This window comes from Pseudomonas sp. CDFA 610 (genome assembly GCF_021147865.1).
Classification (GTDB): Bacteria; Pseudomonadota; Gammaproteobacteria; order Pseudomonadales; family Pseudomonadaceae; genus Aquipseudomonas; species Aquipseudomonas alliivorans.
Genome location: NZ_JAGTPM010000001.1, coordinates 294,748 through 320,572, shown reverse-complemented (window position 1 = coordinate 320,572; position 25,825 = coordinate 294,748). Strand labels below are relative to the sequence as shown.

General features: G+C 59.6%; 26 protein-coding genes and 1 pseudogene. 12 read left to right on the top strand and 15 right to left on the bottom strand.

Translation table 11 applies throughout. The features are described 5' to 3' along the window. Nucleotides 1–140: 140 nt before the first annotated feature. Nucleotides 141–953: a class I SAM-dependent methyltransferase gene (locus KDX39_RS01460; RefSeq protein WP_231659023.1), complete on the top strand. Its 813-nt coding sequence runs from the start codon at nt 141–143 to the stop codon at nt 951–953. Here the strand turns inward: KDX39_RS01460 and KDX39_RS01455 are convergent. Beyond that, nucleotides 940–1,851, bottom strand: coding sequence for a LysR family transcriptional regulator (locus tag KDX39_RS01455; protein ID WP_231659022.1), 912 nt, complete (start codon nt 1,849–1,851; stop codon nt 940–942). The two genes, KDX39_RS01460 and KDX39_RS01455, sit on opposite strands and share 14 nt — an antisense overlap. Nucleotides 1,852–1,936: 85 nt before the next feature. After that, nucleotides 1,937–2,473, bottom strand: coding sequence for a 2,4'-dihydroxyacetophenone dioxygenase family protein (locus tag KDX39_RS01450; protein WP_231659020.1), 537 nt, complete (start codon nt 2,471–2,473; stop codon nt 1,937–1,939). 265 nt (nt 2,474–2,738) lie between these two features. Here KDX39_RS01450 and KDX39_RS01445 point away from each other — a divergent pair, with 265 nt between their 5' ends. Both KDX39_RS01445 and KDX39_RS01440 read left to right on the top strand, forming a co-directional pair. Then, the gene (locus KDX39_RS01445; protein ID WP_099230159.1) at nt 2,739–3,185 is read left to right on the top strand and encodes an Rrf2 family transcriptional regulator; all 447 of its coding nucleotides are present in this window, start codon (nt 2,739–2,741) and stop codon (nt 3,183–3,185) included. A gap of 183 nt (nt 3,186–3,368) precedes the next feature. Further along, on the top strand, nt 3,369–4,019 hold the full coding sequence (locus KDX39_RS01440; RefSeq protein WP_231659018.1) for an NADPH-dependent F420 reductase: 651 nt from the start codon (nt 3,369–3,371) through the stop codon (nt 4,017–4,019). A 12-nt stretch (nt 4,020–4,031) separates the two neighbouring features. On the opposite strand, the gene KDX39_RS01435 is transcribed toward KDX39_RS01440, so the two are convergent. Continuing rightward, the gene (locus KDX39_RS01435) at nt 4,032–4,952 is read right to left on the bottom strand and encodes a LysR family transcriptional regulator (RefSeq protein WP_231659016.1); all 921 of its coding nucleotides are present in this window, start codon (nt 4,950–4,952) and stop codon (nt 4,032–4,034) included. A gap of 121 nt (nt 4,953–5,073) precedes the next feature. On the opposite strand from KDX39_RS01435, the gene KDX39_RS01430 reads away from it, so the two are divergent. Continuing rightward, nucleotides 5,074–5,931: a pirin family protein gene (locus KDX39_RS01430; protein WP_231659013.1), complete on the top strand. Its 858-nt coding sequence runs from the start codon at nt 5,074–5,076 to the stop codon at nt 5,929–5,931. Nucleotides 5,932–5,952: 21 nt separating this feature from the next. Here the strand turns inward: KDX39_RS01430 and KDX39_RS01425 are convergent, their stop codons facing one another. Further along, a complete protein-coding gene (locus KDX39_RS01425) occupies nt 5,953–6,816 on the bottom strand; it encodes an aldo/keto reductase family oxidoreductase (protein WP_231659006.1) in 864 nt (287 codons plus the stop codon). Nucleotides 6,817–6,915: 99 nt separating this feature from the next. Here KDX39_RS01425 and KDX39_RS01420 point away from each other — a divergent pair, with 99 nt between their 5' ends. From KDX39_RS01420 to KDX39_RS01410, 3 genes are all read left to right on the top strand, one after another. Beyond that, on the top strand, nt 6,916–7,848 hold the full coding sequence (locus KDX39_RS01420) for a LysR family transcriptional regulator (protein WP_231659004.1): 933 nt from the start codon (nt 6,916–6,918) through the stop codon (nt 7,846–7,848). 174 nt (nt 7,849–8,022) lie between these two features. After that, complete coding sequence (locus tag KDX39_RS01415) at nt 8,023–9,444, top strand: sugar porter family MFS transporter (RefSeq protein ID WP_231659003.1); 1,422 nt, start codon at nt 8,023–8,025, stop codon at nt 9,442–9,444. A gap of 371 nt (nt 9,445–9,815) precedes the next feature. Continuing rightward, nucleotides 9,816–10,829 (top strand): GlxA family transcriptional regulator, encoded by a 1,014-nt coding sequence (locus KDX39_RS01410; protein ID WP_231658997.1) that lies wholly within the window; start codon nt 9,816–9,818, stop codon nt 10,827–10,829. 12 nt (nt 10,830–10,841) lie between these two features. On the opposite strand, the gene KDX39_RS01405 is transcribed toward KDX39_RS01410, so the two are convergent. Beyond that, entirely contained in the window at nt 10,842–11,321 is a 480-nt protein-coding gene (locus tag KDX39_RS01405) for a nuclear transport factor 2 family protein (RefSeq protein WP_231658996.1), read from the bottom strand. 148 nt (nt 11,322–11,469) lie between these two features. Between KDX39_RS01405 and KDX39_RS01400 the strand changes: the two genes are divergently transcribed. Further along, complete coding sequence (locus KDX39_RS01400; protein ID WP_231658993.1) at nt 11,470–12,786, top strand: sensor histidine kinase; 1,317 nt, start codon at nt 11,470–11,472, stop codon at nt 12,784–12,786. Between the two features lie 626 nt (nt 12,787–13,412). Beyond that, the gene (locus KDX39_RS01395) at nt 13,413–14,552 is read left to right on the top strand and encodes a pectate lyase family protein (protein WP_231658984.1); all 1,140 of its coding nucleotides are present in this window, start codon (nt 13,413–13,415) and stop codon (nt 14,550–14,552) included. Between the two features lie 60 nt (nt 14,553–14,612). Here the strand turns inward: KDX39_RS01395 and gspF are convergent, their stop codons facing one another. The 7 genes from gspF to gspG are packed head-to-tail and all read right to left on the bottom strand — an operon-like array spanning nt 14,613 to nt 22,765. Further along, on the bottom strand, nt 14,613–15,824 hold the full coding sequence (gene gspF / locus KDX39_RS01390) for a type II secretion system inner membrane protein GspF (protein WP_231658981.1): 1,212 nt from the start codon (nt 15,822–15,824) through the stop codon (nt 14,613–14,615). Continuing rightward, a complete protein-coding gene (gspE, locus tag KDX39_RS01385; protein ID WP_231658976.1) occupies nt 15,824–17,242 on the bottom strand; it encodes a type II secretion system ATPase GspE in 1,419 nt (472 codons plus the stop codon). The genes gspF and gspE overlap by 1 nt, the downstream gene beginning before the upstream one ends. Beyond that, complete coding sequence (gene gspD / locus KDX39_RS01380; protein WP_231658969.1) at nt 17,239–19,596, bottom strand: type II secretion system secretin GspD; 2,358 nt, start codon at nt 19,594–19,596, stop codon at nt 17,239–17,241. Before gspD ends, gspE begins: the two co-directional genes overlap by 4 nt. Next, nucleotides 19,593–20,162 carry a type II secretion system protein GspM gene (gene gspM, locus KDX39_RS01375; protein WP_231658963.1) on the bottom strand — a complete coding sequence of 190 codons (570 nt, stop codon included), beginning with the start codon at nt 20,160–20,162 and terminating at the stop codon, nt 19,593–19,595. The genes gspD and gspM overlap by 4 nt, the downstream gene beginning before the upstream one ends. Next, on the bottom strand, nt 20,155–21,330 hold the full coding sequence (gene gspL / locus KDX39_RS01370) for a type II secretion system protein GspL (RefSeq protein ID WP_231658961.1): 1,176 nt from the start codon (nt 21,328–21,330) through the stop codon (nt 20,155–20,157). Before gspL ends, gspM begins: the two co-directional genes overlap by 8 nt. Then, on the bottom strand, nt 21,327–22,307 hold the full coding sequence (gene gspK / locus KDX39_RS01365; RefSeq protein ID WP_231658959.1) for a type II secretion system minor pseudopilin GspK: 981 nt from the start codon (nt 22,305–22,307) through the stop codon (nt 21,327–21,329). The genes gspL and gspK overlap by 4 nt, the downstream gene beginning before the upstream one ends. 8 nt (nt 22,308–22,315) lie before the next feature. Further along, nucleotides 22,316–22,765, bottom strand: coding sequence for a type II secretion system major pseudopilin GspG (gene gspG / locus KDX39_RS01360; protein ID WP_184322965.1), 450 nt, complete (start codon nt 22,763–22,765; stop codon nt 22,316–22,318). 144 nt (nt 22,766–22,909) lie between these two features. Here gspG and gspI point away from each other — a divergent pair, with 144 nt between their 5' ends. Then, nucleotides 22,910–23,296 carry a type II secretion system minor pseudopilin GspI gene (gspI, locus tag KDX39_RS01355; RefSeq protein WP_231658952.1) on the top strand — a complete coding sequence of 129 codons (387 nt, stop codon included), beginning with the start codon at nt 22,910–22,912 and terminating at the stop codon, nt 23,294–23,296. 5 nt (nt 23,297–23,301) lie between these two features. Here the strand turns inward: gspI and KDX39_RS01350 are convergent, their stop codons facing one another. Then, nucleotides 23,302–23,733: a type II secretion system protein N gene (locus tag KDX39_RS01350; RefSeq protein WP_231658946.1), complete on the bottom strand. Its 432-nt coding sequence runs from the start codon at nt 23,731–23,733 to the stop codon at nt 23,302–23,304. 91 nt (nt 23,734–23,824) lie between these two features. Between KDX39_RS01350 and KDX39_RS01345 the strand changes: the two genes are divergently transcribed. Further along, nucleotides 23,825–24,286, top strand: coding sequence for a prepilin-type N-terminal cleavage/methylation domain-containing protein (locus KDX39_RS01345; RefSeq protein ID WP_231658944.1), 462 nt, complete (start codon nt 23,825–23,827; stop codon nt 24,284–24,286). Beyond that, on the top strand, nt 24,283–24,894 hold the full coding sequence (locus tag KDX39_RS01340) for a prepilin-type N-terminal cleavage/methylation domain-containing protein (protein ID WP_231658942.1): 612 nt from the start codon (nt 24,283–24,285) through the stop codon (nt 24,892–24,894). Before KDX39_RS01345 ends, KDX39_RS01340 begins: the two co-directional genes overlap by 4 nt. Nucleotides 24,895–25,028: 134 nt before the next feature. Here the strand turns inward: KDX39_RS01340 and KDX39_RS01335 are convergent. Together KDX39_RS01335 and KDX39_RS01330 are read right to left on the bottom strand one after the other, a co-directional pair. Then, a pseudogene (locus KDX39_RS01335) lies at nt 25,029–25,502 on the bottom strand (transposase); the annotation flags it as partial. Between the two features lie 7 nt (nt 25,503–25,509). After that, nucleotides 25,510–25,797, bottom strand: coding sequence for a hypothetical protein (locus KDX39_RS01330; protein ID WP_231658940.1), 288 nt, complete (start codon nt 25,795–25,797; stop codon nt 25,510–25,512). Nucleotides 25,798–25,825: the final 28 nt, after the last annotated feature.

Sequence of the window (25,825 nt, the reverse complement as noted above, 5' to 3'; positions counted from 1 at the left end):
AGGCAAGCGCACCTAGAGCAACCCGAGCACCGGCCGGGCGCCTTTCAGCCGCCCGGTCAATCGCCTTACATACCCTACCGTTGCCCATCTTCGCTGTCAGGGTGCCTGCCTCTCCAATCTGCCGGGAAAGGACACCTATCATGCACACCCCAACCGACCTGCAAGCCATCAAGACCAGACAGAGACAAGCCTGGAGCTGTGGCGATTACACCGTCATCGGCACCACGCTATCCCTTACAGGCGAACTACTGGCTGAAGCCTGCGATTTGAACCATGACGACTACGTACTGGATGTCGCTGCCGGGAACGGTAACGCGACACTTGCGGCCGCTCGTCGAGGCTGCATCGTCACCTCCACCGACTACGTGGGCGCACTGCTGGAGCGAGGCAGAGAACGGGCACGCGCCGAGCATTTTGATGTTGCGTTCCAGGAGGCCGATGCAGAAGCGCTCCCGTTCGAGGACGCGACATTTGACGCGGTGCTGTCGACCTTTGGCGTGATGTTCACCCCGGATCAGGAGCGAGCAGCAGCGGAACTGACCAGAGTGTGTCGCCCCAATGGCAGAATCGGCCTGACTTGCTGGACGCCCGAAGGGTTCGTGGGTCAGATGTTCTCGACAATGAGCCGCTACATTTCCCCTCCCAAGGGCGCGGCAAGGCCCTCGGACTGGGGCGTCAAGGGCCATATTCACAGGCTGTTCGCAGGCGAAGCAGCCGAGATTCGAAGCAACCTCAGGCTGTTCAACTTCCGCTACCGATCAGCAGAGCATTTCGTCGAAACGTTCAGCCGTTGGTACGGCCCGATGCATAAGGTCTTCGAGGCACTTTCAAAAGCTGAGACAGAGGATCTGAAGGCTGATTTGAATGAATTGCTCAACCGGATGAATCGCTCCTCCAGAGAGTCACTGGTCGTTCCAGCGGAATACCTGGAGGTCGTGATCATTCGCAAATGACGCCCCACGGGTGCTCGCGCCACTTGCCCTGAAAGAAATCGATAAAGGTTCTGATTCGTGGACTCAGGTGTTTTCGGTCCGAGTACAACAGGTAGATCGGCTCGACCACCCTTGGGCTGAAAGCATCCAGCAACGACACGAGCCTACCTGCCTTCAAGTCCTGGCTGACGTGGAAGTCGGCCAGTCTGACGATTCCAGCGCCCGAGAGCGCCATGTCACGCAGCAGATCGCCCTGAGTGAAGGATGCACGCGCCATAATCGGAATCGAAACGCCTTCGCCGTCCTGCAGAAACGACCAGGCGTTCCAGGGGCTGACAAAGCTGAAGTTGAAGCAGCGGTGATTCAAAAGGTCTGCCGGGACCTTGGGAACGCCGTGCCTGGCCAGATAATCCGGCGAGGCACAGATCAGCCACCGGCACTCCCCAATACGTCTGGCAATGCGCGAGGAACTGGGCAGAACGCCGCTGTGAATGGCAATGTCCAGGCCCTGCTCGAAGTGATCGACAAACTGCGCACCCAGCTGAATATCGACATTCAGCGTGGGATAGCAATCCAGAAACTCCGGCAGCCATGGCACGATCTGGTGCCTGGCGAACGAAGTCATGGTATGGATGCGCAATGTGCCACTGACCCGGGAAGGCAACGCCTCGGCAAGCGAGTCGGCCTCGTTCATGGCGTCGAGCACGGCCCGGGCACTGAGCAGATAGGCAGCACCTTCTTCGGTCAGAGTCAGCCTTCGCGAACCGCGCTGGAAAAGCCTGACCTGAAGCCGGTTCTCCAGGCGCGAGATCAATTTGCTGACGGCGGACGGTGTCATCTGGTGCTGGCGGGCCGCCGCCGAAAAGCTGCCACATTCGGTTGACCAGATGAACGCCAGCATCTGGGAATAAGGGTCCATGCACGCTCCTGCCGGTTCAAGGATTGCCTGAGTGGTTCGCAAAGACGAAAACGCGCCGAAGCGCGTTCAGCCACTGCATTCGCGTCTAGCGGATGAATTGCTCGATATAGTCGTCCGGCAAGCCCAGACAGGCATAGTGGGCACGCGCCGCCTCGAGCTTGGTGAACACATCTTCATAGCCTGTGGCGACGCCCTGGGGGTCGACATAGGTGTAGCCACCCTGAACGTGAAACCAGGTGATCATCTCTTCAACGTCTTCTGGAACGAACAGGGTGTGGGTTTCGCCGGGTGGCTCATAGGCAAAAGAGCCTTGTTCAGCAACCCAGTCATGCTCGAGATAGTACCAGCGACCTTTCAAGACGATCGCATGAACACCTCCGCTGTGACGATGGCGCGACAGCACGCCGGCCTGCCGCACGCGCAACAGGTTGATGTAGTAGCCACCAGCGGTATTGAGCAGCAACGGTTTGAACGATACGGTCCGGGTAACCGGTACCCAGAGTTCGTCATCCTCCAGCCACTGGGTCATGACACCGGCGTGGACCATGTCCGGCGTCATGAACGGGACTTGAGGCAGTTGATAAGGAACGGCGAGTTCATCAGGTTTGATCGGGGTGTTCACGGTGCATCCTCTCTGTTGGCATTTCCCGGGATCATGACCAGCGTCCAACGCTGTGATCTCGGCTGACAAAAAGGTTAGAGCAGCACCTGTGCGCTTGAAACAGCTGGCGGGGCACACCAGCTGTGACTTCAATTCACAGGAAGCAAATGCATACGGCACATCGAGCCGACGAGTTCATAAACAGTCAGGCGACTGCATGCGATTTTCAATTGCCGGGCATTGCCGGTAATGTGCCGGTATCGAAACATACCGAAAGCACCCTTAAATGCCGACCAGCACCCGCTTTGCAGTCTCTGTCCACACCCTCTCAGTTCTGGCCGTACGTGGCGGACATCCTGTGCGGTCCGAAGATCTGGCCTATAGCGTCAACACCAGCGCAGTGGTGGTACGGGGCATTCTGTCGCGTCTGACGGCGGCAGGGCTGACCACTTCGCAGCTCGGTGCCGGGGGCGGCGCGCTGCTTGCAAAACCCGCTGAAAGTATCAGGCTGCTCGATGTGTACAGAGCTGTGGAGGATTCGGAAATATTTTCCCTGCATCGAACCCCGCCATGCGAAAACTGCGCCGTCGGCGGCAATATACTTGAAGCGCTGCGCCCTGCATTGACACGCGCACGTGAAGCGCTGGAATCCGAACTGGCCGCCGTCAGCATCGCGGACATCGCCAGTGAAGTCGCAAGGCTGGGCAAGTTCGAGATACCGTTCGAACTGTAAAACAGGCGCATCCCTCTCTTCAAAAATCTGGAGACAGATTCAGAAACGTAGATGATTTCAAAATTAATGTTGATGTGTCGGTTACACACATATACGATGAGACCTCATTCGATCGAGCCAACACTCGATCATCAGGGCGTCCGGATTCAACCTGAGCCCCTTCTCGAAAAGACAGGAATTAGCATGACGACGATAGGCATTCTCGGTTCTGGCGCCCTGGGCTCCAACGTGGCACGCGCACTGGCCAATGCAGGCGTTTCGGCAATGATCGCGAACAGTCGCGGTCCGCAATCCTTAAAGGCGTTCACAGACGAAACCGGCCCGTTGATCAAGGCTGTGACGGCTGAAGAAGCAGCCAGTGCCGATGTGGTGCTTATCGCTTTGCGCTGGAGCGACCTGCCTCAGGTGTTGAGCAAATTGCCCGCTTGGAACAATCGCATCGTGATTGACGGTACCAACGCAGTCGAATTCCTTGACCCACAATCCCCCGATGCAACCGACCCGACTAATCCGCTGGCCGCCTACGGCATCAAGGCCATTGACCTCGGCGACAAGCATTCGAGTGAAATCGTAAGGGGTCTGGTGCCTGACGCACGGCTCGTCAAAGCCCTGAATCACTTGGATGTACAAGTGCTCACGCAACCGGAAGTCGCGGGTGGACAACGTGTGCAGTTTTATTCTGGCGACGACGCCGACGCCAAGGGCGTGGTGCGCGGGATTCTCGAAGGCGCGGGCTACTTCCCGGTCGATCTCGGCACACTGGATGTCGGCGGAAGGCTTGCCACCCTGCCCTTCGGTCCGCTGGCCGCCATCAACTTCGTCAGAATCCCTTAAAACACGTTCAGGTCATCCATTCGCAGACTGCGTGGGAAACTCGTTCATTCGCAGCTTCTCCATAACCAGCTCCATGAACGCGGAAACCGCCAGCGGCAAATGCTGGCGGCTCGGATACAAAACGTGAAGACCATGACTGATGCGATGATACCGGGGCAGTATCGGCACAAGCCGACCCGCGCCAAGGTCGGATGCAATCAGTGTCGTGGGCAGTAATGCAATCCCCAAACCCGCAAGCGTCGCCCGGCGCAGTGCCTGAGCCGTATTGGCATTGAAGCGGCTGGGCAGTTGCACGGCGTGTTCGGCGCCCTCCGACCCAATCAGTCGCCAGGTCGTCAGTCCACTGGGATGACCGGCACTCACACAGTAATGATCGACGATATCTTCCAGCCCGTCCGGCATGCCATGTGCCTGAACGTAACCGGGACTGGCAACCATGCCTTCCGTACCTGCGGGGATCAACTGACGGCCGACGTAACCCGAATCCAGCAATGGCCCTCCTCTGAAAGCAATGTCCAGACGCTCGGCGATCAGATCGGAGTGTGCATCTGTGAGTACGAACTCCAACTGCACCTTCGGGTATCGGGCGAGAAAATCGGCGACCCATTGCATCGAAAAAAAGTCGAAGAAATCAGCCGTCGCAGCAACCCGCACCTTACCGCTGGGCATCTCTGCGCTTGAGACGATTCGCTCTCCCGCATCGATCAGACCATCCACCGGCTCTTGGCAGCGCTCGAAAAAATCTTGCCCCGTCTGTGTCACGACCAGCTTGCGGGTGGAGCGCTGCAGCAGTCGTGCACCTAACTGCTCTTCGAGTAGCTGAATGCGACGGCTCACCGTATTGGAGGGCACACCAAGCTGCCTTGCAGCCTGCGCGAAACTTCCATTGCGTACCACCTGGACAAAGAGCGCTACATCATTGAGGTCAAGCATCTGCCGGCCAATTCCTTACAAAAATGGATGAGTTCACTCCAACTATACCAACTAATCAACTAATCAAGAGGCGCATATGCTTGGCTCAAGGCGATAAAGCCTCCTTCATGAGGATTCCACCATGCCACGCAACTCCGCCGTTTCCGTTGCTGTAAACACCCTGCCACGCAGCGTTGTTCATCGCACCCAAGGCACCCGTCAAGGGCCGATAACCCGCTTGATGAGTCCTGGCGATCTGGGCCAGCAACTCAAGCCGTTTGTCTTCCTCGATCACTTTGGTTTCGAGCCCGAGCCCGGTCAGAAAGGTTTTGGCATGCACCCGCACTCCGGTATCGCCACATTCACCTACATGATCGAAGGCGCAGTGGCTTATGAAGACACCACCGGAAAATCAGGCGTGTTGCCCGAAGGCGGTGTGGAATGGATGAATGCAGGCAACGGCGTGTGGCATAACGCGAAACCGGTCAACAGTTCGCCCGTGACTGGGTTTCAGCTTTGGGTGGCGCTGCCTGCTGCTCAAGAGAACGGTCCGCCCCTTAGCGTCTATCTGGACGCGTCAAAAATCCCCGAGCAAGGCCCTGCACGTGTGCTGCTTGGCGAATACGGAACGGCAAAGAGTCCGGTTATGGCACCCGGTGGAATGAACTACCTGGCGGTCAATCTGAAAGAAGGCGAACACTGGCGCTACACGCCGCCTGCTGGCCACACCGTAGGCTGGCTAGCCGTCAACACGGGGCAACTGGACGCCAACGGTCTGATTGAGGCTGGCGAACTCGCAGTATTCGAAGAGTCGGACCGGGCGATTGACCTGGTTGCTCGTGCAGATACCTCGTTCGTGCTCGGTTCTGCCATCAAGCATCCGCACGATCTGGTGATGGGTTACTACTCGGTGCACACCAGCAGGGCGGCGCTTGATCAGGGTGAGAAAGAGATCAAACGCATTGGCGCATTGCTGCGCCAGTCAGGTCGATTGGGTTAAAACGCTTCGCCAACGCGTTCGTCAGGCAATACTGCCCAGCTCGGCCAAAAGCTCAGGGGGAATCACCAGGCTACTCGCACTGAGGTTTTCCCTGAGATGCGCCACCGAGGACGTTCCGGGAATCAGCAGAATGTTGTCGCTGCGCTGCATCAGCCAGGCCAACGCCACGCATAGCGTAGACGCGCCCATTGCCTTGGCTACGCGTGACAGCGTCGCCGACTGCAACGGCGTGAAACCTCCCAACGGGAAGAACGGCACATAGGCGATGCGCTGCCTGCCCAGCTCCGAAATCAGGGATTCGTCGACTCTATGGGACAGGTTGTAGTGATTTTGCACGCAGACAATATCAGCAATGCCTTGAGCTTCCCGTACCTGTGCTGCCGTCACATTGCTGAGGCCCAGATGACGGATGAGTCCCTGACGCTGCAACTCTGCGAGCGCGGTGAACGATGCTTCTATGGACCCTTCGGAAGGCGCCTGGTGAGCACCCCAGGCCCGAAAATTGACAACATCCAGAACGTCCAGCCCGAGATTGCGCAGGTTGTCGTGCACAGCGCGGACCAGCTCTTCCGGGCGTTGTGCCGGATTCCAGGACGCATCGGTACCGCGCACGGCGCCGACCTTGGTGACGATGACGAGATCCTCGGCATAAGGATGCAGTGCCTCGCGGATCAACTGGTTGGTGACATGCGGACCGTAAAAGTCGGCCGTGTCGATGTGGTCGACGCCCGCCGCCACCGCTTCGCGAAGGACCGCGACCGCTGCCGCAGGATCTTTTGCCGGACCGAACACCTGTGGACCGGCCAACTGCATGGCACCGTATCCCATGCGGTTGACCCTCAGGTCGCCCAGCATAAATGTGCCTGAATTGCTCGCAATGCTCATCTGATGTGTCTCGTTTGAAGGTGTGAGTCGCACTGTATGCGTCGAGCACTGCTACGATAATCGGGTGCAATCTGCACAGGTTGTACGGTAGGGAGAACAATGAAAACCGACCTTCAGGATTTGCTCGCCTTCGTGGCTGTCGTCAACGCCAAGGGCTTTCGTCAGGCGGCGCGTTTGAGCGGACAATCCGCCTCCAGCCTCAGTGACGCCATTCGCCGCATGGAAACCCGGCTGGGCGTTCGGCTGCTCAACCGCACCACGCGCAGTGTGTTGCCCACCGAAGCTGGCGCAAAACTGATGGAACGCATCGTTCCCGCGCTGGGCGAAGTCGAATCGGCTTTGGACGTGGTCAACGATTTTCGTGACCGTCCCTCGGGATCTCTGAAACTGAACGTGCCGCTCAGCGTCGCCCGACTGGTGCTGCCGTCGATCATCACGCCCTTTTTGCAAACCTACCCCGATATCCGCCTCGAAGTGATCATCGAGGAAAGCTTCGTCGACATACTCGCGGCCGGGTGTGATGCCGGCATTCGCTATGACGAGCGACTGGAGCAGGACATGATCGCTGTGCCCATCGGACCGCGCACCCAGCGCTTCGCCACCGCAGCTTCGCCCAAGTACCTCGACGTTCGGGGCCGTCCCGGGCATCCTCGGGACCTGCTCGACCACGCCTGTCTGCGAGGCAAATTCCCCAGCGGCTCAATTCCGCTCTGGGAGTACGAAAACCCGCACGAGACCCTCCGCGTCGATCCGAGCGGCCCGATGATTTTCAGCATCGGCGGAGGCGTCGAATTGGCCGTACAGTCCGCCATTGATGGATTGGGTGTTATCAACCTGTTCGATGAGTGGCTCAAGCCCTACTTCGACACGGGTGAACTGGAGCCCGTGCTTGAGTCGTGGTGGCCGAGTTTTCCCGGGCCCTATCTTTACTACCCCGGACGACGATACCTGCCGTCTCCCTTGCGGGCATTCGTGGATTTCGTTCAGGCTCAACAGCCTGCGGAGCGTCCCACAGGTGCTTTTCAACAGTGACAACGCGATGACTGAACGACATTTGCACGTGGTCTGCAGGAAACCTGCACACGCGTAAAATCTTAACAGGCTGAATCGATTTTCCTTTCTTACGGAACTCACACCGCCGACACCGCCCTAAGCCTCACATCTGTACTGGCACGACGCTGGTCCCACGTGAAGGACTTTATATTCATGTCTTCAAGCATCACCTCGACAGCGGCTGGCCAGCCGGGTCGAAAGCAGGCTTCACCCGGCCGATTGATCTTCATTTCAGTTCTCGTTGCAACCATGGGCGCACTCGCCTTCGGCTATGACACCGGCATCATCGCTGGCGCATTGCCGTTCATGACGTTGCCCATGGACCAGGGCGGACTGGGGCTCAATGCGTATACGGAGGGTCTGGTTACCGCATCACTCATCGTCGGCGCCGCTTTCGGCTCGCTTGCCAGCGGTTATATCTCGGACCGCTATGGTCGACGCGTGACATTGCGTCTGTTGTCGATCCTGTTCATTTTCGGTGCCTTGGGCACGGCAATGGCCCCGTCGATTCCGTTCATGATCGCTGCGCGCTTCGTGCTCGGCGTCGCGGTGGGCGGTGGCTCGGCGACTGTGCCGGTGTTCATCGCCGAGATCGCCGGCCCGTCACGCCGCGCCCGACTGGTCAGCCGCAACGAGCTGATGATCGTCAGCGGTCAGTTGCTGGCGTATGTGCTGAGCGCTTTCATGGCGGCGGTGCTGCATACGCCGGGCATCTGGCGCTACATGCTGGCCATTGCGATGATTCCAGGCGTGCTGTTGCTGGTCGGCACTTTCTTCGTACCGCCCTCGCCACGCTGGCTGGCGTCCAAGGGCCGCTTTGACGACGCGCAGGATGTGCTGGAGCAGTTGCGCGACACCAAGGAAGACGCCAAGCGCGAAGTCGATGAGATGAAGGCTCAGGACAAGCAGGCCCGCAACCGTCCTGCGGTGAAGGACCTGTTGCGTCAGAGCTGGGTCATCAAGCTGCTGCTGATCGGTGTCGGCCTGGGCTTCACGGCACAGTTCACCGGCGTCAACGCGTTCATGTACTACACGCCGATCATTCTCAAGAATACCGGCATGGGCACCAATGCTGCGCTGACCGCAACCATTGGCAATGGCGTTGTTTCGGTCATTGCGACGCTGCTGGGGATCTGGGCGATCGGCCGTTACGGACGTCGGCATTTGCTGATGACCGGCCTGGTCATCGTGATACTGATGCAGGCCGCGCTCGGCTGTGTGTTGCAGTTCATGCCACAGAACATGACCCAGAGCTATGCCGCCCTCGCCTGCATTCTGGTGTTTCTGTTGTTCATGCAGATGTGCATCTCGCCGGTCTACTGGCTGCTCATGTCGGAACTGTTTCCAATGCAGGTCAGAGGCCTGCTGACGGGCGTTGCCGTGTCGATGCAATGGCTGTTCAACGCGTCGGTGGCGTTCGCTTTCCCCATCGCAGTCGATGTCATCGGCAATCCGACCTTCTTCGTGTTTGCAGCGATCAACATCGGCTCGCTGATCTTCGTGTTCCTGTGCCTGCCGGAGACCAAGGGCAAGTCGCTTGAACAAATTGAAAAGCATCTGAAAAAAGAGCTTTGATCATCGGCCGATGACGGCTCGGCATCAGCGCAGAATACCTGCGCTGATGCTTTGCACGGGCGATGCCCTGCAATCTCACCGACTCATGAAACGCTTGAATCTGGATGGGCTTGATGTTGTGCGGCGCGATCTGCGCGCGAGCACTCATTGGCTGAGTCATTGCAGTCAGAGCAGGCACCGGGCACGCACGCGCATTTGCCCGATGATTTAAGCAGCTCTCCCGACCCGGTAAACTGCCGCCGAAGATATTGACGAGACTTGGCGTGCGTTCAGTCATAAGCTGGCAGGCATTGCGAGCGGGTCGAGAAGGCGGACAGCCGGCTACCGCAGCGCGACAGTCATGATTCCAACAGCCTGAGGTGAGCCGAGCGGTGATTGCACGACGACAATTCAGCAGCGCCATGCGCGGCAAGAACCTGCGGTATCTGGGTGAAGCGAGCACTGAAGAAAAACCGATAACCCGTGTCGCCTTTCTGCTGCTCGAACATTTCTCGCTCCCCGCCTTCACTCAGGCGCTGGACGCCATTGTCACCGCCAACCTGCTGCGCCCCAGACTCTTCACCTCGACCACTCTCGGTCTGCAACCGGGAGAAGTCGTCAGTGATCTGGGCCTGGTGATTCGTCCGGATCAGTGCCTGGATGCCGCGATCGTTCAAAACGTTGATCTGCTGGTGATTTGCGGCGGCTACCGGACGGAACTCAAGGCGAAACCGGAGCTTATACACCTGCTCAAGATGGCGACTGAACACGGCGTAACGCTGGCAGGCCTTTGGAACGGTGCGTGGTTTCTCGGTGCAGCAGGGCTGCTTGAGGGCTATCGCTGCGCAATTCATCCGGAACACCGCCCTGCCCTGGCCGAGATCGCCAAGGTGACGCACGTGACCAGCGAAGCCTACGTGATCGACCGCGACCGGCTCACCGCATCCAGCCCTACCGGCGCCTTTCATCTGGTACTGGAATGGATCAAGGCGCTGCATGACAAGGCGCTGGTGGAAGGCATCGAAGACATTCTGTGCTTTGAAGAGTCACGCTATCGAAGGGTCAAGCCCAGCGTGAATCTTTCCGTGAGCGCTCCGTTGCGCGAAGTCGTCAAGCTCATGGAAGCCAACCTCGAAGAACCGCTGGAACTTGAGCAACTGGCGGTCTATTCGGGCAGATCGCGCCGTCAGGTCGAGCGGCTGTTCAGGGAGCAACTGGGCACGACGCCACAGCGTTATTACCTGGAGCTGCGAATCACCGAAGCCCGCAGGCTGCTGCAACACACTGAAATGTCGCAGCTGGAGGTGCTGGTCGCCTGCGGCTTCGTCTCCCCGAGCCATTTCAGCAAGTGCTACAGCTCATTTTTCGGCTACCGCCCGTCCAGGGAAAAGCGGCTGGTCAAATAGCGTCGGCGGTCCTTAGAGCCCCAGCGCCGACAGCCCCGGATGATCATCCGGACGACGCCCTAGCGGCCAGTGGAATTTGCGCTCCGACTCCTGGATTGGCAGGTCGTTGATGCAGGCAAAGCGGTTGGCCATCAAACCATCATCGTTGAATTCCCAGTTTTCATTGCCGTAGGAACGAAACCAGTTTCCTGAATCGTCATGCCATTCATAGGCGTAACGCACGGCAATGCGGTTCCCGTCGAACGCCCAAAGCTCCTTGATCAGACGGTAGTCCAGTTCCTTCTTCCATTTGCGTTCCAGAAACTGCTGCGCCTGTTCGCGATTGGTGATGAACTCGGCACGATTACGCCAGTGGGTGTCTGGCGTATAGGCCAGCGCGACTTTTTCGGGGTTGCGGCTGTTCCAGCCGTCTTCGGCCAGACGGACCTTTTCGATGGCCGATTCGCGGGTAAACGGTGGCAGTGGCGGACGGGTTGCGGCATTGGCTGACATGCGGGAGTCTCCAGGCAGATTGACCATGAAGGTAACCAGACCTTTTCGCAGGCCGCAAGCCCCAGACCAGACACTCGGAAGTCTCTTGCTGTCGCCTTGAATCTACAGGCATCATACGGCCATATTCTGCCCTCCCGCGATGCCTCCCATGACCCACCGTCCTGCGCCCCTCCCCGCCAACGAGGCAGACAGAATCCTGTCGCTGGAGCATCTCGGCATTCTGGACAGTGAACCTGAACAGGGCTTCGACGATGTGGTGTTGCTGGCCACTACGCTGTGCGACGTGCCGATAGCACTGGTATCACTGGTGGATCGAGAGCGGCAGTGGTTCAAGGCCTGCATCGGTCTGGATGTGCGCGAGACGCACCGCGACTTCGCGTTCTGCGCCCATGCGATTCTGGCGCCAGCCGACGTGCTGATCGTAGAAGACGCAACACAGGACCCGCGTTTCGAGCACAGCGCATTGGTGCTCGGGCCGCCCCATATCCGTTTTTATGCCGGGGCCCCCATCTGCAGCGATGCGGGCCTGCCCATGGGCACTGTCTGCGTGATCGACACCAAACCGCGCAGCCTCAGCGATGCGCAGCGTCTGGCGCTCCAGGCGCTGGCACGCCAGACCGCCGCCTTGCTGCAGTTGCGCATGTTGAGCGGACAGCACGAGCAACGGGCTACCGCGCTGACACACGAACTCGAAAAGGCTCAGGACCATAATCGGGCCACCGAACGAAACCTGCGCCATTCCCAGCGTGTTTCATCGCTGGGCATGCTGACGGCAAGCATCGCTCATGATTTCAATAATCTTCTCCAGGCGCTGAGCGCCAGTCTGCAGCTGGTTCGCATGCGTGCACGGCGTCCGGCCGACGTGGAAAGCCTGAGTGATACCGGGCTACAAGCGGTTGAACATGGCCGCCAGCTGGTCAGTCGCCTGCTGTCCAGCGTGCGTCAGGATGGGCCGGAGCTGATTTGCATTGATGTCAGCGAGCGGCTTGATGCGGCGCGTGATCTGCTGCTGCGCTCGGTCGGTGAGGAGATGGAATTGTCCTTCGATCTTCAGGCCAAAGGCTGGGGTGTGCTGTGCGTCGAAGCCCAGTTGCATGCCGCCCTCCTGAACCTGCTGGCCAACGCGCGCGACGCCATGTCCGGGCCTGGCAAGGCGTGCATCGCGACCCGCATGGAGTCTGTGGAAGATGACCTTCGACTGCCCGAAGGCGACTACCTGGTGATCAGCGTGACCGACAATGGTCCCGGCATGCGGAGCGATCTGGCAGCGCGAATCTTCGAGCCGTTTTTCACCACCAAAAAGACCGGGCTGGGCACCGGCCTGGGTCTGGCCCAGGTGCAGGAATTTGCCGTGAACGCCGGAGGCGGCGTGCGCGTCGAAACCGCACCCGGTGACGGGACCCGCATGAAACTGTATCTGCGAATTCTCGGACGTATCGAGACGGCCCTGCTTCCGTCTCGATAACGCACCTTCTGCGCTGTACATCGACAAACACCTTCGCCTGATACCACATACTCTGCAACCAGGCAGAACAGCAGAGTTATCATTCGACGCATTTATATCACGCCATTCATCGTTCGCCAGAACATGCCCTCGGACAACTAACGAGGGGCACTTCCATCCCGGCCAAAGTTACTGTTGTAAAGTTGGCGCATCCAGACACTCACTTGACCAATCGATCACAACCCCTCGTTATCAAACGTATTTTAACCATCAAAAAATTTGCGCATCCAATCTGACGTCATACATCAATCTGTCGACAGCACACGATCGTGACGAACACAACACCACGCTCAATCAAACACAACCATCTGTTTTACAAGGTATTTATTCAATAAAATCTCGAAATCTCTGCCATTACGCTCTGAAAACATCGACGTCCCCCCTCCCCACGAAGCTCGCTAATAGCAAAAATTCTCTTTTACTCAGATTGTCGTCATACAACCTTCATAAACGGTTTTCTTATCCCTTATATTCACGTTGCAGCAAACGGATTGTTTGCGCGGCGTTAATGGCAAATGGACGTTTGTTGGTGAGACACGCAGCTGTCTACTGCGAGTTGTACCTCAATTAATCAAGGATCAGATTAAATGGTTAAGTCTCGAAAAAATCTGCCAATCACACTCGCCAGCGGTCTGTTCGGTTCGCTGATGCTGGCCAGTCTTTCTGCTCATGCCGATATCGCAACCGATGTAGCCACCACCGGCTGGGCCACCCAGAACGGCGGTACCAAAGGCGGCTCACGAGCTGCTGCGAAAGACATCTTCACCGTCAAGAACGCTGCTGAACTGAAAAGCGCGCTGGCCGCCTCGGTGGGCAGCAATGGCCGCATCATCAAGATCACCGGTCTGATCGATGTCAGCGAAGGCAAGGCGTACACCAAGACCTCGGACATGAAAGTCCGGGGCCGTCTGGACGTTCCCGGCAAGACCACCATCGTGGGCACCAGCAGCAGTGCGGAAATCCGAGAGGGTTTTTTCTATGCCAAGGAAAACGATGTGATCATCCGCAACCTGACCATTGAGAACCCGTGGGATCCCGAGCCGGTCTGGGATGCCGACGACGGCAGCGCGGGCAACTGGAACTCCGAGTACGACAGCCTGACAGTCGAAGGTGCCAACAACGTGTGGGTCGACCATGTGACCTTCACTGACGGCCGCCGCACAGACGATCAGAACGGTACCGCCAACGGTCGGCCCAAGCAGCATCACGACGGTGCTCTGGACGTGAAGAACGGCGCCAACTACGTGACCATCTCGTATTCGATCTTCAAGAACCACGAGAAGAACAACCTGATCGGTTCGAGCGACAGCAAGACCACCGACGACGGCAAGCTCAAGGTCACTATCCACAACACCCTGTTCGAAAACATTTCGGCTCGCGCGCCGCGTGTACGCTTCGGCCAGGTCCACCTGTACAACAACTATCATGTGGGCAGTACCAGCCACAAAATCTATCCGTTCTCTTACGCGCACGGCGTGGGCAAGAGTTCGAAGATTTTCTCGGAACAGAACGCGTTCGAGATCAGCGGCATCAGTGGCTGTGACAAGATTGCCGGTGACTACGGTGGAAGCGTATACCGTGACAGCGGCTCGCGCCTGAATGGCACCGTATTGAGCTGCTCATGGAGCAGCAGCATCGGCTGGACGCCTCCTTACAGCTATAGCCCGCTGAGCGCCGACAAGGTGGCTGCGGACGTCAAGGCCAAGGCTGGCGCAGGCAAAATCTGACGTTGAGGTTGACCTGTTGAACAAAAGGCCCTCTTGATCGAGGGCCTTTTGCATGGTGCATCAACCAACCAGTTGATTGATCTCGATGATGGGCAGCAGCACCGCCAGCACGATCACCAGCACCACACCGCCCATCACCACGATCATCAGCGGCTCGAGCAGTGCCGTCATGCCCATGGCACGGCGCTCGATATCACGCGACAAGGTCTGTGCGGCACGCTCCAGCATGGGCGGCAACGCGCCCGTTTTCTCGCCACTGGCAATCAGGTGAATAAGCAGTGGCGGAAAGACTTTCTCGACACGCAAGGCGGCGGCCAGATTAACGCCTTCACGCACCTTGGCAGTGGCTTCGGTGACGCTCTCGCTGAGACGATCATTGGACAGCGTCTGACGCGCCGCATCCAGCGCACGCAGCAAGGGCACGCCAGCACCGCCGAGAATCGCCAGAGTCGAGGCGAAGCGCGCGGTATTGAGGCCCAGCACGAAGCGACCGATCAATGGCAAACGCAGTACCCGTGCGTGCCAACTCAGGCGCGCCGCGGGATTGCGCAGGTAGATTCGCCAGCTCCAGACGCTGATCGTCAGGCCGAGCAGGCACAACCAGCCCCAGCCACGAATGAAATCACTGGCGTTGAGCATGGCCAGCGTGAGGCCCGGCAAATCCTGCCGCGCCTGTGAAAAGGCGCTGACCACCTGTGGCACCACGTAACTGAGCAGAAAGATCACAATGGCAATCGACACCAGCCCCACTACGCCGGGATAGATGAACGCCGTCAGAATCTTGCTGCGCAAGCCGTTGCGCTCCTCGATGTAATCCGCCAGACGCTCCATGACATGGGCCAGATCGCCGGACTCTTCACCCGCCGCAATCAACGCCCGGTAGATGTCCGGAAAATCACCGGGGCGCGCAGCCAGCGCTTCGGCCAGACGCATGCCGCTGCGCACATCGCTGCGCACCGCGCCAAGGGTCTGGATGATGTGCTTGCGCTCGGCCTGCTCCAGCGTGGCGCTCAATGCTTCGTCCAGCGGCAGCCCTGCGCCCAGCAGGCTTGCCAGTTGGCGCGTTACCGACGCCAGGTCAGTGTCCGAAAGCCTGGCACTGAACAACCCGCGCCCTCCACTGCGCGCACGGACGGTTTCCGGCTCGACCTGCAATGCCGTCAGACCACGACTGCGCAGAACGCTGAATGCCGCGTTGCGGCTGTCGGCTTCCAGATGCCCGGACTCAATCCTGCCTTGAGCATTGGCGGCTTCATAGCGATAGCGATTCATCAGACGTCCCGTGTCACGCGCAGAATTTCTTCGGGGGCCGTGGTGCCGCTGCGGACCCAGCGGCTGCCATCCTCGCGCATGCTCAACATGCCGGCACGGCGAGCCGCTTCACGCAAGGCCTGTTCGCCGGCGCCACTGTGAATCAGGCTGCGAACCGCGTCGTCAACGCAGAACAGTTCGTGAATGCCGGTACGACCGCTGTAGCCGATCTGGTTGCAGGCAACACAACCCACCGGACGCCACGTACAGGGCACGGCCGGGTCTTCCTGCTTGCAGTGCGGGCACAGACGACGCACCAGACGCTGGGCAAGCACGCCCAGCAGCGACGAGGCCAGCAGAAAGGGCTCGACGCCCATGTCGGTCAGTCGGTTGACCGCCGATACCGAATCGTTGGTGTGCAGGGTCGCCAGCACCAGGTGTCCGGTCAGCGATGCCTGCACAGCGATCTGAGCGGTTTCCAGATCGCGGATTTCGCCGATCATGATGATGTCCGGGTCCTGACGCAGGATGGCGCGCAGGGCCAGAGCAAAAGTCATGTCGATGCGGGTGTTGACCTGAATCTGGCTGATACCCGGCAGGTCGTACTCCACCGGATCCTCGACAGTCAGGATGTTGCTGGTGCTGGCATCCAGTCGCGCCAGCGCGGCATACAGGCTGGTGGTCTTGCCGCTGCCGGTGGGACCTGTGACCAATACGATGCCGTGAGGCTGGCGAATCAGGTGATCGAGCCTGGCAAGCACCTCCGGATCCATGCCCAGTGTTTCCAGTTGCAAGCGTCCGGCCTGTTTGTCCAGCAGGCGCATCACCACGCGCTCGCCATGACCGGTGGGCACCGTTGAGACACGAATGTCGATCGGTCGTCCGGCCACCCGCAAAGCGATTCGCCCGTCCTGTGGAAGACGTTTCTCGGCAATGTCCAGTTGCGCCATGATCTTGATCCGTGACACCAGCGAGCCGTGCAGCGCCTTGCGCGGCGACACCACGTCCCGCAGCGTACCGTCGACGCGGTAGCGCACCACAGAATGGCTTTCGTAGGGTTCGATATGAATGTCGCTGGCCTCGTCCCGTGCCGCTTGGGTAAACAGCGCGTTGATCATGCGGATCACCGGCGCGCCGTCCTGGGCATCCAGCAGGTCAGTGATCTCCGGGATGTCCTGCATCAGCCGGTCCAGGTCTGCCTCGCTCTCGGCCGCCCCGACCACAGCAGCAGCACTGCCCGTGTCGGCGTAAGCGGCTGCCAGCAGTCCGTCCATCTGCGCGTCATCCACACGTTCCAGCGTGGTAGGCCCGAACTGTCGCCGCGCCTCGTTGATCGCCCAACCGGGCGTTGACTGGCACGTGACCAGCGCAGCCCCGTGCTCACTGCGCCGCAACAGAATGCGCTGCGCCTTGGCCCAGGCATAGGGCAGCCCGGTCATGGCGCAGGCACTGGTACGGCGCGAATCGTCGCGCGGGGCATCTGGCCTTGCGCGGGCAGCGATTCGGGAATTGCCTTTGCCGCTGGCGGCAACTGCGGCCCTTGCATGTCCGGCAGCGCCCAATTGCGTTCCGGCTGCAGGCTGCCCTGGGCCCGGCGCATGTATTCGTAGCGATTGAGGGTAATGCTGCGCCCCGCACCGCTGTCACGAATGATGTAAGGCCGCAGGAACACCATCAGGTTGGTCTTGGTCAACTGACGCCGGTCGTTGCGAAACAGCACGCCCAACACCGGAATGTTCGACAGCCACGGTACAGCGTCATTGCTCTGGTTGTAGCCATCCTGAAGCAGTCCGCCCAGGACCATGATCTGCCCGTCATCGAGCAGGATGCTGGTGTCGATGGCACGCTTGTTGGTCACGGTGCCTGCATCGACCGATGCACGCTGATCGACACTGCTGACCTCCTGGTAGATGTCCAGCTTGACGGTACCGCCCTCGGAAATCTGCGGCCGGACATTGAGCTTCAGACCGACTTCCTCGCGCTCCACGGTCTGGAACGGGTTGTTGCTGGTGCCGCCTCCGCCGGTCACGTAGCTGCCGGTAACAAAGGGGATGGTCTGACCGACGAAGATGCTCGCCGCCTCGTTATCCAGCGTCAGCAGATTCGGCGTGGACAGCACGTTGCTGCCGCCTTTGCTCTTCAGCGCTCGCGCCAGCACCTTGAGGTCCAGCACCTCGCCGATGCCCGGAATGGTCACCGCGCCTTTCACCACACCGACATTCAACCCCGGCGGCAGCACATCGATGGTCGTGCCGCCAGCCGGGTTACTCACCAGTCCACTGCCGCCCAGATTGGCGCCACCGAACACACCGCTGCCGCTCAGATTGCCGGTCTGCCATTGCACGCCAAACTCGTTGGCATCGTCCTCACTGACTTCGACGATCAGGCTTTCGATCACGACCTGGGCGCGCCGCTGATCCAGCTGGTCGATCACTTCACGCAAGTTGCGATACAAGGGTTCCGGCGCCGAAATCAACAGCGTATTGGTGGTCGCATCAGCCTGAATGGTCACGCCACCGGCAGTGAACGCCGTGTTCTGATCGCCCTGCTGACCACTGACTCCCGCACTCGCCGTCGCGCCACCGGCCTGCCCATAACCGTTGCTGCCTGTGCCAGTTGCCGAACCACTGCCGCTGGACGTGCTCGTGGTGCCCTGCCCTTCGCTCTTGCTGCTCGTCCCGCCCATGCCGCTGAGCATCGCGCGAGCGGTATCGGTCGCGCCACTGTCGCTTTCGCCGGTCAGCAGACCTCTCAAGGCCTGGGCCAGCTTGCCCGCCTGGGCATTGCGCAGGTAGACCACGTGCAGGTTGCTGGGATTGCTCTGGGCGTTATCCAGTTTGTAGATCAGATTGCGCGCCAGTTCGGTACGCTCGGGGCTGCCAGCGCGAATGATGATGGCGTTGGAGCGCGGATCGCCGATCACGCTGATTTTCTGGGTCGGGTCGCCGCCCTGGGTGTCGAGCAGCTCACTGACCATTCCGGCGATGTCCACGGCAATGCCGTTGCGAACCGACACCACGTCAGTATCGATGGCACTGGGCGTGTCGATGCCGTCGATGATTTGCGCGACGCGTGTCAGGTTTTCCGCGTAGTCGGTGACCACAATGGTGTTGTTGCCGGGATAGGCATTGATCGGGTTGTTCGGCGACACGATGGGCCGCAGCACCGGAATCAGGTTGACCGCGTTTTCGTACTGCAGCCGAAAGGTGCGGGTCAGCATCCCGTTGCCGGCCGGTTTGTCAGGGCTATAGATCGGCCCCCCCAGCAGCTTGGCATCCGCCTCGGGCACCACATGCGCGACGCCGCCGACATCGACGACGCTGAAACCCTGCATGCGCAATGCAGACAACAGCATGTCGTAGGCCTGAACGGCAGGCACCTGCCCTTCGCTGACCAGTGTCAGGGTGCCGGTGACGCGCGGATCGACCAGAAACTGCTGGCCGGTCGAGCGAGACAGGGCACGCACGACCGCCTGAATATCGGCGTCGACAAAATTGAGTTGCACCGGTTGATTGCCGAGCATACTGCGCGCTGCGGCAGGACCGCGGCCGCTGTTCTGCCTGCGGGGCGTGCTGATCGGATGCGGCGCCCTGGACTGATTCGGCGCGCTGGACTGCGCACGCTGACGATCGAGCAAGGCGTCGCCACTGCGCTGCGTATTGGCCAAGGGTTGGCCCAGTTCGCTGTCCATTGGCGGGGGCGGTAACGAGTGGGTGCATGCACTCAGCGCCAGCAGTACGAAAGGCAATGCCTTGCGACACGGGCGCACATCATTGAAGCCTGACCACTTCATAAAGCTTCCTTGCTGGCGCCGGGCGCCTGATCCATACGAACGATCCCTGACAGATGACCTGCCGAGGCTTGTGCGGAAAGCCCGTCTGCGCGTTGCAGTCGGGCTTCGGTAACGTAGAGCGAAAGCTGTTGTGGCTGCTCCAGCAACCATTGCATGACGCTATCGGCCGGGGCCTGGTCGAACGTCAGTTGCCAGGTCGAATCACCGGTTTCGGTCTCGGCCTTCAACCTATAAACCTGCGCCAGCCCGGCGGCTTCCAGACTCACGCGCAACGCCTGCTCCAGACGCTGTCCGGCCCCTCGCGTGGACGGGGCCGGCAGTTGCTGCAGCAACGTTTCGAGGGTCTGGTTCTGGGTGCGCAGCCTGGGCGTTTCGGCCTGCCAGTAAGCGATTTTCTGCAACGGCGGCTGAACCAGCAGCAGCCACACCACCAGCCCCGACAGCACCCAGGCAGCGCCTGTCACCAGTTGCCTCTCCCGTCGCGTCAGGCCAGACCAGGCCGTCGCGGCACGGGTGCGCCAGAATCGCCAGCGCAATTTCGCAAGGTTCAGCGTGGCGCTACTCATGATCATCGCCCTTGGCTTCGTCGCTTTCGGCTGAGGTGGACTCAGCAAACGGGCTCAGCGTCCACAAACGATCCTGGCGACTGACACCCAGCCCGACCTGTTTAAGTGAATCCTGCCAGGCACTGTCAACGGGCACCTGCGGTGTCTCCTCCAGCATCTGCAGTTGTAACCTGTCGCCAGAGAACGTCAGGCTTTGCACGCTGCCTGACAGGAAGGGCATGCCCTCGGCGGCCTGGTGCATCAGATGATTGAAGCGTTGACCGGGATCACTTCCAGCACCGCCCTGGCGTGCGGCCAACTGCTGGCGGGCTTGCTGCAAGGGGTTGAGAATCACCGGCAGTTCTGGAAACGCCTGTTTGACGCGCTGACTCATTCCGGTCTTGAGCGCCTGCCCTTGCGAAGCCTCGCGAGCGGCATAGAGGTTCAGACCCGACGTCCACACGGCGATCGCCAGCACGCAGCAGAACAGCGCGGGTGTCCAACTGGACGCTTGGCCGCCGGTGTGGCCAAGCCCTGCATGCAGACTCCAGCCCGGCGCGACGCCGCTCAACGCCTGCCCTGCCGACAGGCTCCGCGCGTCTGCAGCTGCGTTAGTGCCAATCCAGCACACGTCACCACCTGAAACGAGCCGCTCATCCAGTCCATCTTCATGACAGGGCTGGACCACGGCGTGATCGAGGCTGTGACGCAACAGCCAGTGCTCATCCAGCAGGCCTGCGCTGACTTGCCCCTCGACAGGAACCGGCAAACCGAACGGCGCCGGATACAGTCCACGCAATGGCAGGCGGATCTGACTCAACAACCCGGTCAACCGCGCCAGCGTCGCCTTTGGCAGCCAGCCGACCACCACACGACCTTGCGGGTCTCGGGCGCTGTGGGCGATGTGCATCTGATCGCTGTTTCCGAGCATCAAACCTTGTGCGGCGCAGATGACGGCAGCCTTGAGCCGCGACCCGCTCAACGGAGGGAGATCGATACCGGTCAGGACGCTGTCCAGTGGGTGCAGGAAGCATTCGACACCTGATGATTTCCGGCCTCTGGCCAGACCTGACAAGGCGCTGCGTCCGCTTTCGGTGACACGGCCTGCGCGGTCAAGACGGACGAACGCTACCGTGGTGTCCCCGGTCAACTCGTTCAGCGGCGACAAGGCGATGCGCAAGCGATTCATATGCCCACCCGCGACCAGATGACCCTTGGTAGCGTGTCGCCGACGCGATGCAGCAAGGCCTGGATTCTGACCTGACGTTGCTGGGGACGCGCCTGCCCGCGCAGCATGAACCACTCACTCGTGACGCCGACGTTGAGGTTGTCGACCGTCAATTTGGGTACCCGCAATCGGTTGATCAGGTCACCCCGGTTAACGAACCACAATCCCCTGTCGCGCTCGGACACCACCGCCTGAGCTCTGGACAGCGACAGACCGGGAATGACCGCGGCCAGCACCTCGGCGCTGGCCGTGTTGCCGTTCACCCAGGTGTTGCCCGGCAGCACACTCACGTAGTAGTCGAGACGCGTCAATGAGGCCTCGGTCAGGCCTGCCATGCCACGCAGGTCTTCGAGGCTGCGCAGCATCGGCTGGGTCGCGGGTAGAAGTGTTTGCTCGGTGCCGGACGAGGTCACTCGACCGCTCTCGAAACTGCTCGCCGGGCCCGTCGACATCGGTGTGGAAAGAAGCCTCGGATAAGACGCAATGACCCGCTGAATAATGCGTTGGGCCAGTGCGGCATCGATACCGATCAGTTCACACAATCGCTCGAAGCTGCGCTGCTGCCCGATATCCGCCTGTTGATTGGTCAGCAGGTTGCGCAGATTGAACTTGCCCTGCTGATCCTGCAATTGCCCTTCGAACTCACCCGGCCTGGCATTCGACGCGTTGATAACGATCGGTCTGGCCCAGGGCTGATCAAGGCGCGTCGAGGCGTCCTGCTGACGCGAGTCCCAGAGCAATTGGCGACCGATCTCAAGCCCGCCCAATAACTGCTGACTGCCCTGCACACGCGATTGTTCGGCTTCAAGGCTGCGAGTCAGCACGCCTTGGCGAGTGAGCATGCCTGCTGCAATCACCGCCACGATTGCGGCGATCAGCAACGCGCTGATGATCGCCGAGCCACGCTGTCGGGACGCAGTGAAGAAGACGTTTTTCATGGCAGCGCTTAAAGCTGCCAGGAGCCGATATCGGCATTCACGCCGTCACCATCCGGCTGGCCATCGGCACCGAGGGAGAAAATGTCCACCTCGCCGTTAACACCAGGATTCAGGTAATTGTAGGGGCGGCCCCAAGGGTCGTTGGGCAGTCGTTCAAGGTAGGAGCGCCAGTTGTTTTTACTGACATTGGCCGGGCGCTCGACGAGCACCTTGAGGCCCTGATTCTGATTGGGATAACGGCCGTTATCGAGGCGGTAAAGGTTGAGTGCCTGCATCAGGCCGCCAATATCCTGCCTGGCTGCAGTAGCGCGAGCCTGATCGGGACGGTCCAGCACCTTGGGGACCACGATGGCCGCCAGAATGCCCAGAATAACGACCACAACCATGATTTCGATCAGGGTAAAACCAGCCTGGGCGCGACGGCCTGCAGGCCGCTGCTTGACGCGCGCGACTTCCATATCCACTTCCCTTGATAATCCTTATCAGCGCCGCAGTGTAACAAAACTATAAAACGGGACGAGGGAAATATTCAGTGATTTGCGTTCGCATCAGAACGCTGGACCAGTGCTATTCTGCGCCCCTGTAATCCGCCAGGAGGCATCATGGGACAGGCACACACGGAACGTGGTTTCACCCTGGTCGAGGTGCTCGTCGCGTTGGCAATCATTGCCGTGGCCATGTCGGCAGCGGTGCGTGTTGCAGGCGGCATGACACAGAGCAACGGCCTGCTGCGTGACCGAGCAATCGCCCTGCTGGCCGCGCAAAACCGACTCGCAGAATTACGTCTTGAAGGACAACTCAAGGCTGGCGTAAAGACCCTCGATTGTGATCAGGGACGCCTGCTGCTGCGCTGCGATCAGACTCTGATCGCCATGGCCGGAGGCACACTGATGCGTGTCAACGTGAGGGTGTCGGAACGTGAGCGACAAGGGCCGCCGCTGGCACGTCTGGAAACGATACTGGGTCGCCCCTGGGTCAAACCGCAGTGAGCCTTTCAGCGGCGAATCAGGTCCGGCAGCCCAGAGACTTCGGAAAGCGTGCTGACCTTGATTCGGGTCTGCTCCGCCCCTCGCTCGATCACCACGCCGTCAGCTTCTACGGCGACCAGACGCACATCCCTCGCCAGTCGCTCGCCCGCCATCACGCTGCGCGCCGGACCATCATTGAGCCGGATAACCGCCACCGCACCTCGCGCGCCTGCCATGACACCGGACACGCTGATCTGCACTTGCGAAGGCTGATTGGCAAACCATTGCCTTGCCGGGCTGGCAGAACCGCTTTCCTGGGTTACGCTCGTCTGCAAAGGCGCGGACGACTGAGTCGATGTCATCAATAATGAAGACCAGACCACCACGCCTGCCAGCGCCGCAAGCAAGGCCGCTAACTGCAACAATCGCGGAGCCGACACACCAAAAACACCTGCCATGACTGAACCTCCTGTTCGTCTGGAACCAGAGTCTACATCAGACTGCACATCGGCATAGCGGCATAGTGGCTCAACCAAGGACCCCGGCTTCATGACCATGGACAGGCAACAGGGCTTCACCTTGATCGAACTGATGGTGGTGCTGGTCATCATCGGCATCGCCAGTGCCGCCGTCAGCCTGAGCATCAAACCCGATGCCGACGCACTGCTGCGCAAAGACAGCCAACGGCTCGCGCAACTGCTGCAGATCGCCCAGGCCGAGGCCCGCGCCGACGGCCGCCCGATCACCTGGCTGGCCGATGGCAAAGGCTTTGTTTTCCAGCGCCGCAACGCAGAAGGCAACAGTTTTGATCACTTCACAGACGACCCGCACCTGCATCCGCGCAAGTGGGAAACCCCGTCCATGCGCGTGCAGGTCCAGCCTGGGCAATCCGTCGTACTGAACGCCGAATGGATCACGCCGGTGCTGCACATCCGCCTCTCCGATGGCGAACACGCGCTCGGCGTAGAACGTTCGGCCCTGGGTCAATTGAACGTGGTCAGTGCGCCATGAACAGACACCAGCGTGGCTTTACCCTGCTCGAAGTAATGGTCGCGATTCTGCTGATGTCCATCGTCAGCCTGATCGCCTGGCGCGGCCTGGACAGCGTGACCCGCACCGACGCCCGACTGCGTGAAAACACCGAACAGACCGAGTCTTTATTGCGAGCCTTTAACCAACTGGAGCGCGACATGGCCCTTCGCGCCAGCATCGAAATGCAGGAACCGGACCTGGACGGCGATCAAAACGACCGACCTCAGGCTCCGGCAGCAGTCAGTCTGCGTACCGCCGATACGGGTGAGTTTCGTCTCGACGTGATTCGCAGTGCCGCAGTGTCTGGTGAAGGTCTGCATCGCGTACGCTGGTGGCTGAAAGACGGAACGCTCTATCGGGCCATGGGCCTGCCGAGTGATCGTTACCCACTGCCTGCACCCAAGGAGGGGGTTGCGGTGCTTGGAGGCGTTGTGGATCTGCAAGCGCGGATCTGGAAAGCGGACAATGAATGGCACACGCTTGATGGTAATCGGGAGAATGATCCTAAAGGGATTGAGATTCGATTGACGCGGGAGACGGGCCAGGGGCGGGAGGCGTACAGGAAGGTGGTTGGGCTTTTGGATTGATGGGGGTTTAGGGCATTTGCGGGTTGGTGCGGTCGTAGAAAGAGCTATCGGATCACACCGCTTTTCAGTTCATCAGGGAGTATCAGTTTTTTTGTGTTCGGGCTGGTTAGCCTGCCGTCAGGCAGGCCCTTGTTTTACCAGTTCGGTCTGGTAAAACGGTCTCCGTACAGGATCGCAAATTGATTCATTGCCACTTTCCAGTCGTGTGCCGCATGCCCCCAGTTGGCGGTAATGTTTCGCACCCCAAGCCATATCAGTTTCGTCGCGGCCTCATCGGTCGGGAAGTGCCCTCGAGTCTTGATGATCTTGCGTAACTGGGCATTGATGCTCTCGATGGCATTGGTCGTGTAAACCACTTTGCGGATGCCCGCCGGGAAAACAAAAAACGGTATAACCCGATCCCAGGCGCGACGCCATGCAGCAACTACAGTCGGATACTGCTTGCACCAAAGCCCTGCTTCAAAGGGGTTAAGCTCTTGCTCGGCTACATCGGCATTGATCGTCTGGTAGATCGGCTTGAGCGCTTTGGCCAATGCCCGACGTTTATCCCAAGCGGCATAGTCCAAGCTGTTGCAGATTAGATGCACGATACAGGTTTGCAGCGTCGTTGGACCATCAACTATCCCGTGTCAATATCTTTATAAACCTATCAAACTCCTGAGAAACAGATTCTCCCTCTTCGGGAGAGAGCAACACATTCATAACCTGATCATCAAGGGCACAGTCATATATATCTATACCCACCCAACCTTTAGACCAGAATTCAACAGTCCCTAGCTTGTTAAAACCTTCCAACTCTATCCTTTCAAGGTCACCAAAATCCCCATCAGCAAATGATGAGTACTCTAGAGAAAACCCCTTCAAAAGTGGTTTTACACTTTCATCAAACCAAGATTGATCCATAAAACTTCTCACTTCTTATCTAGAATTT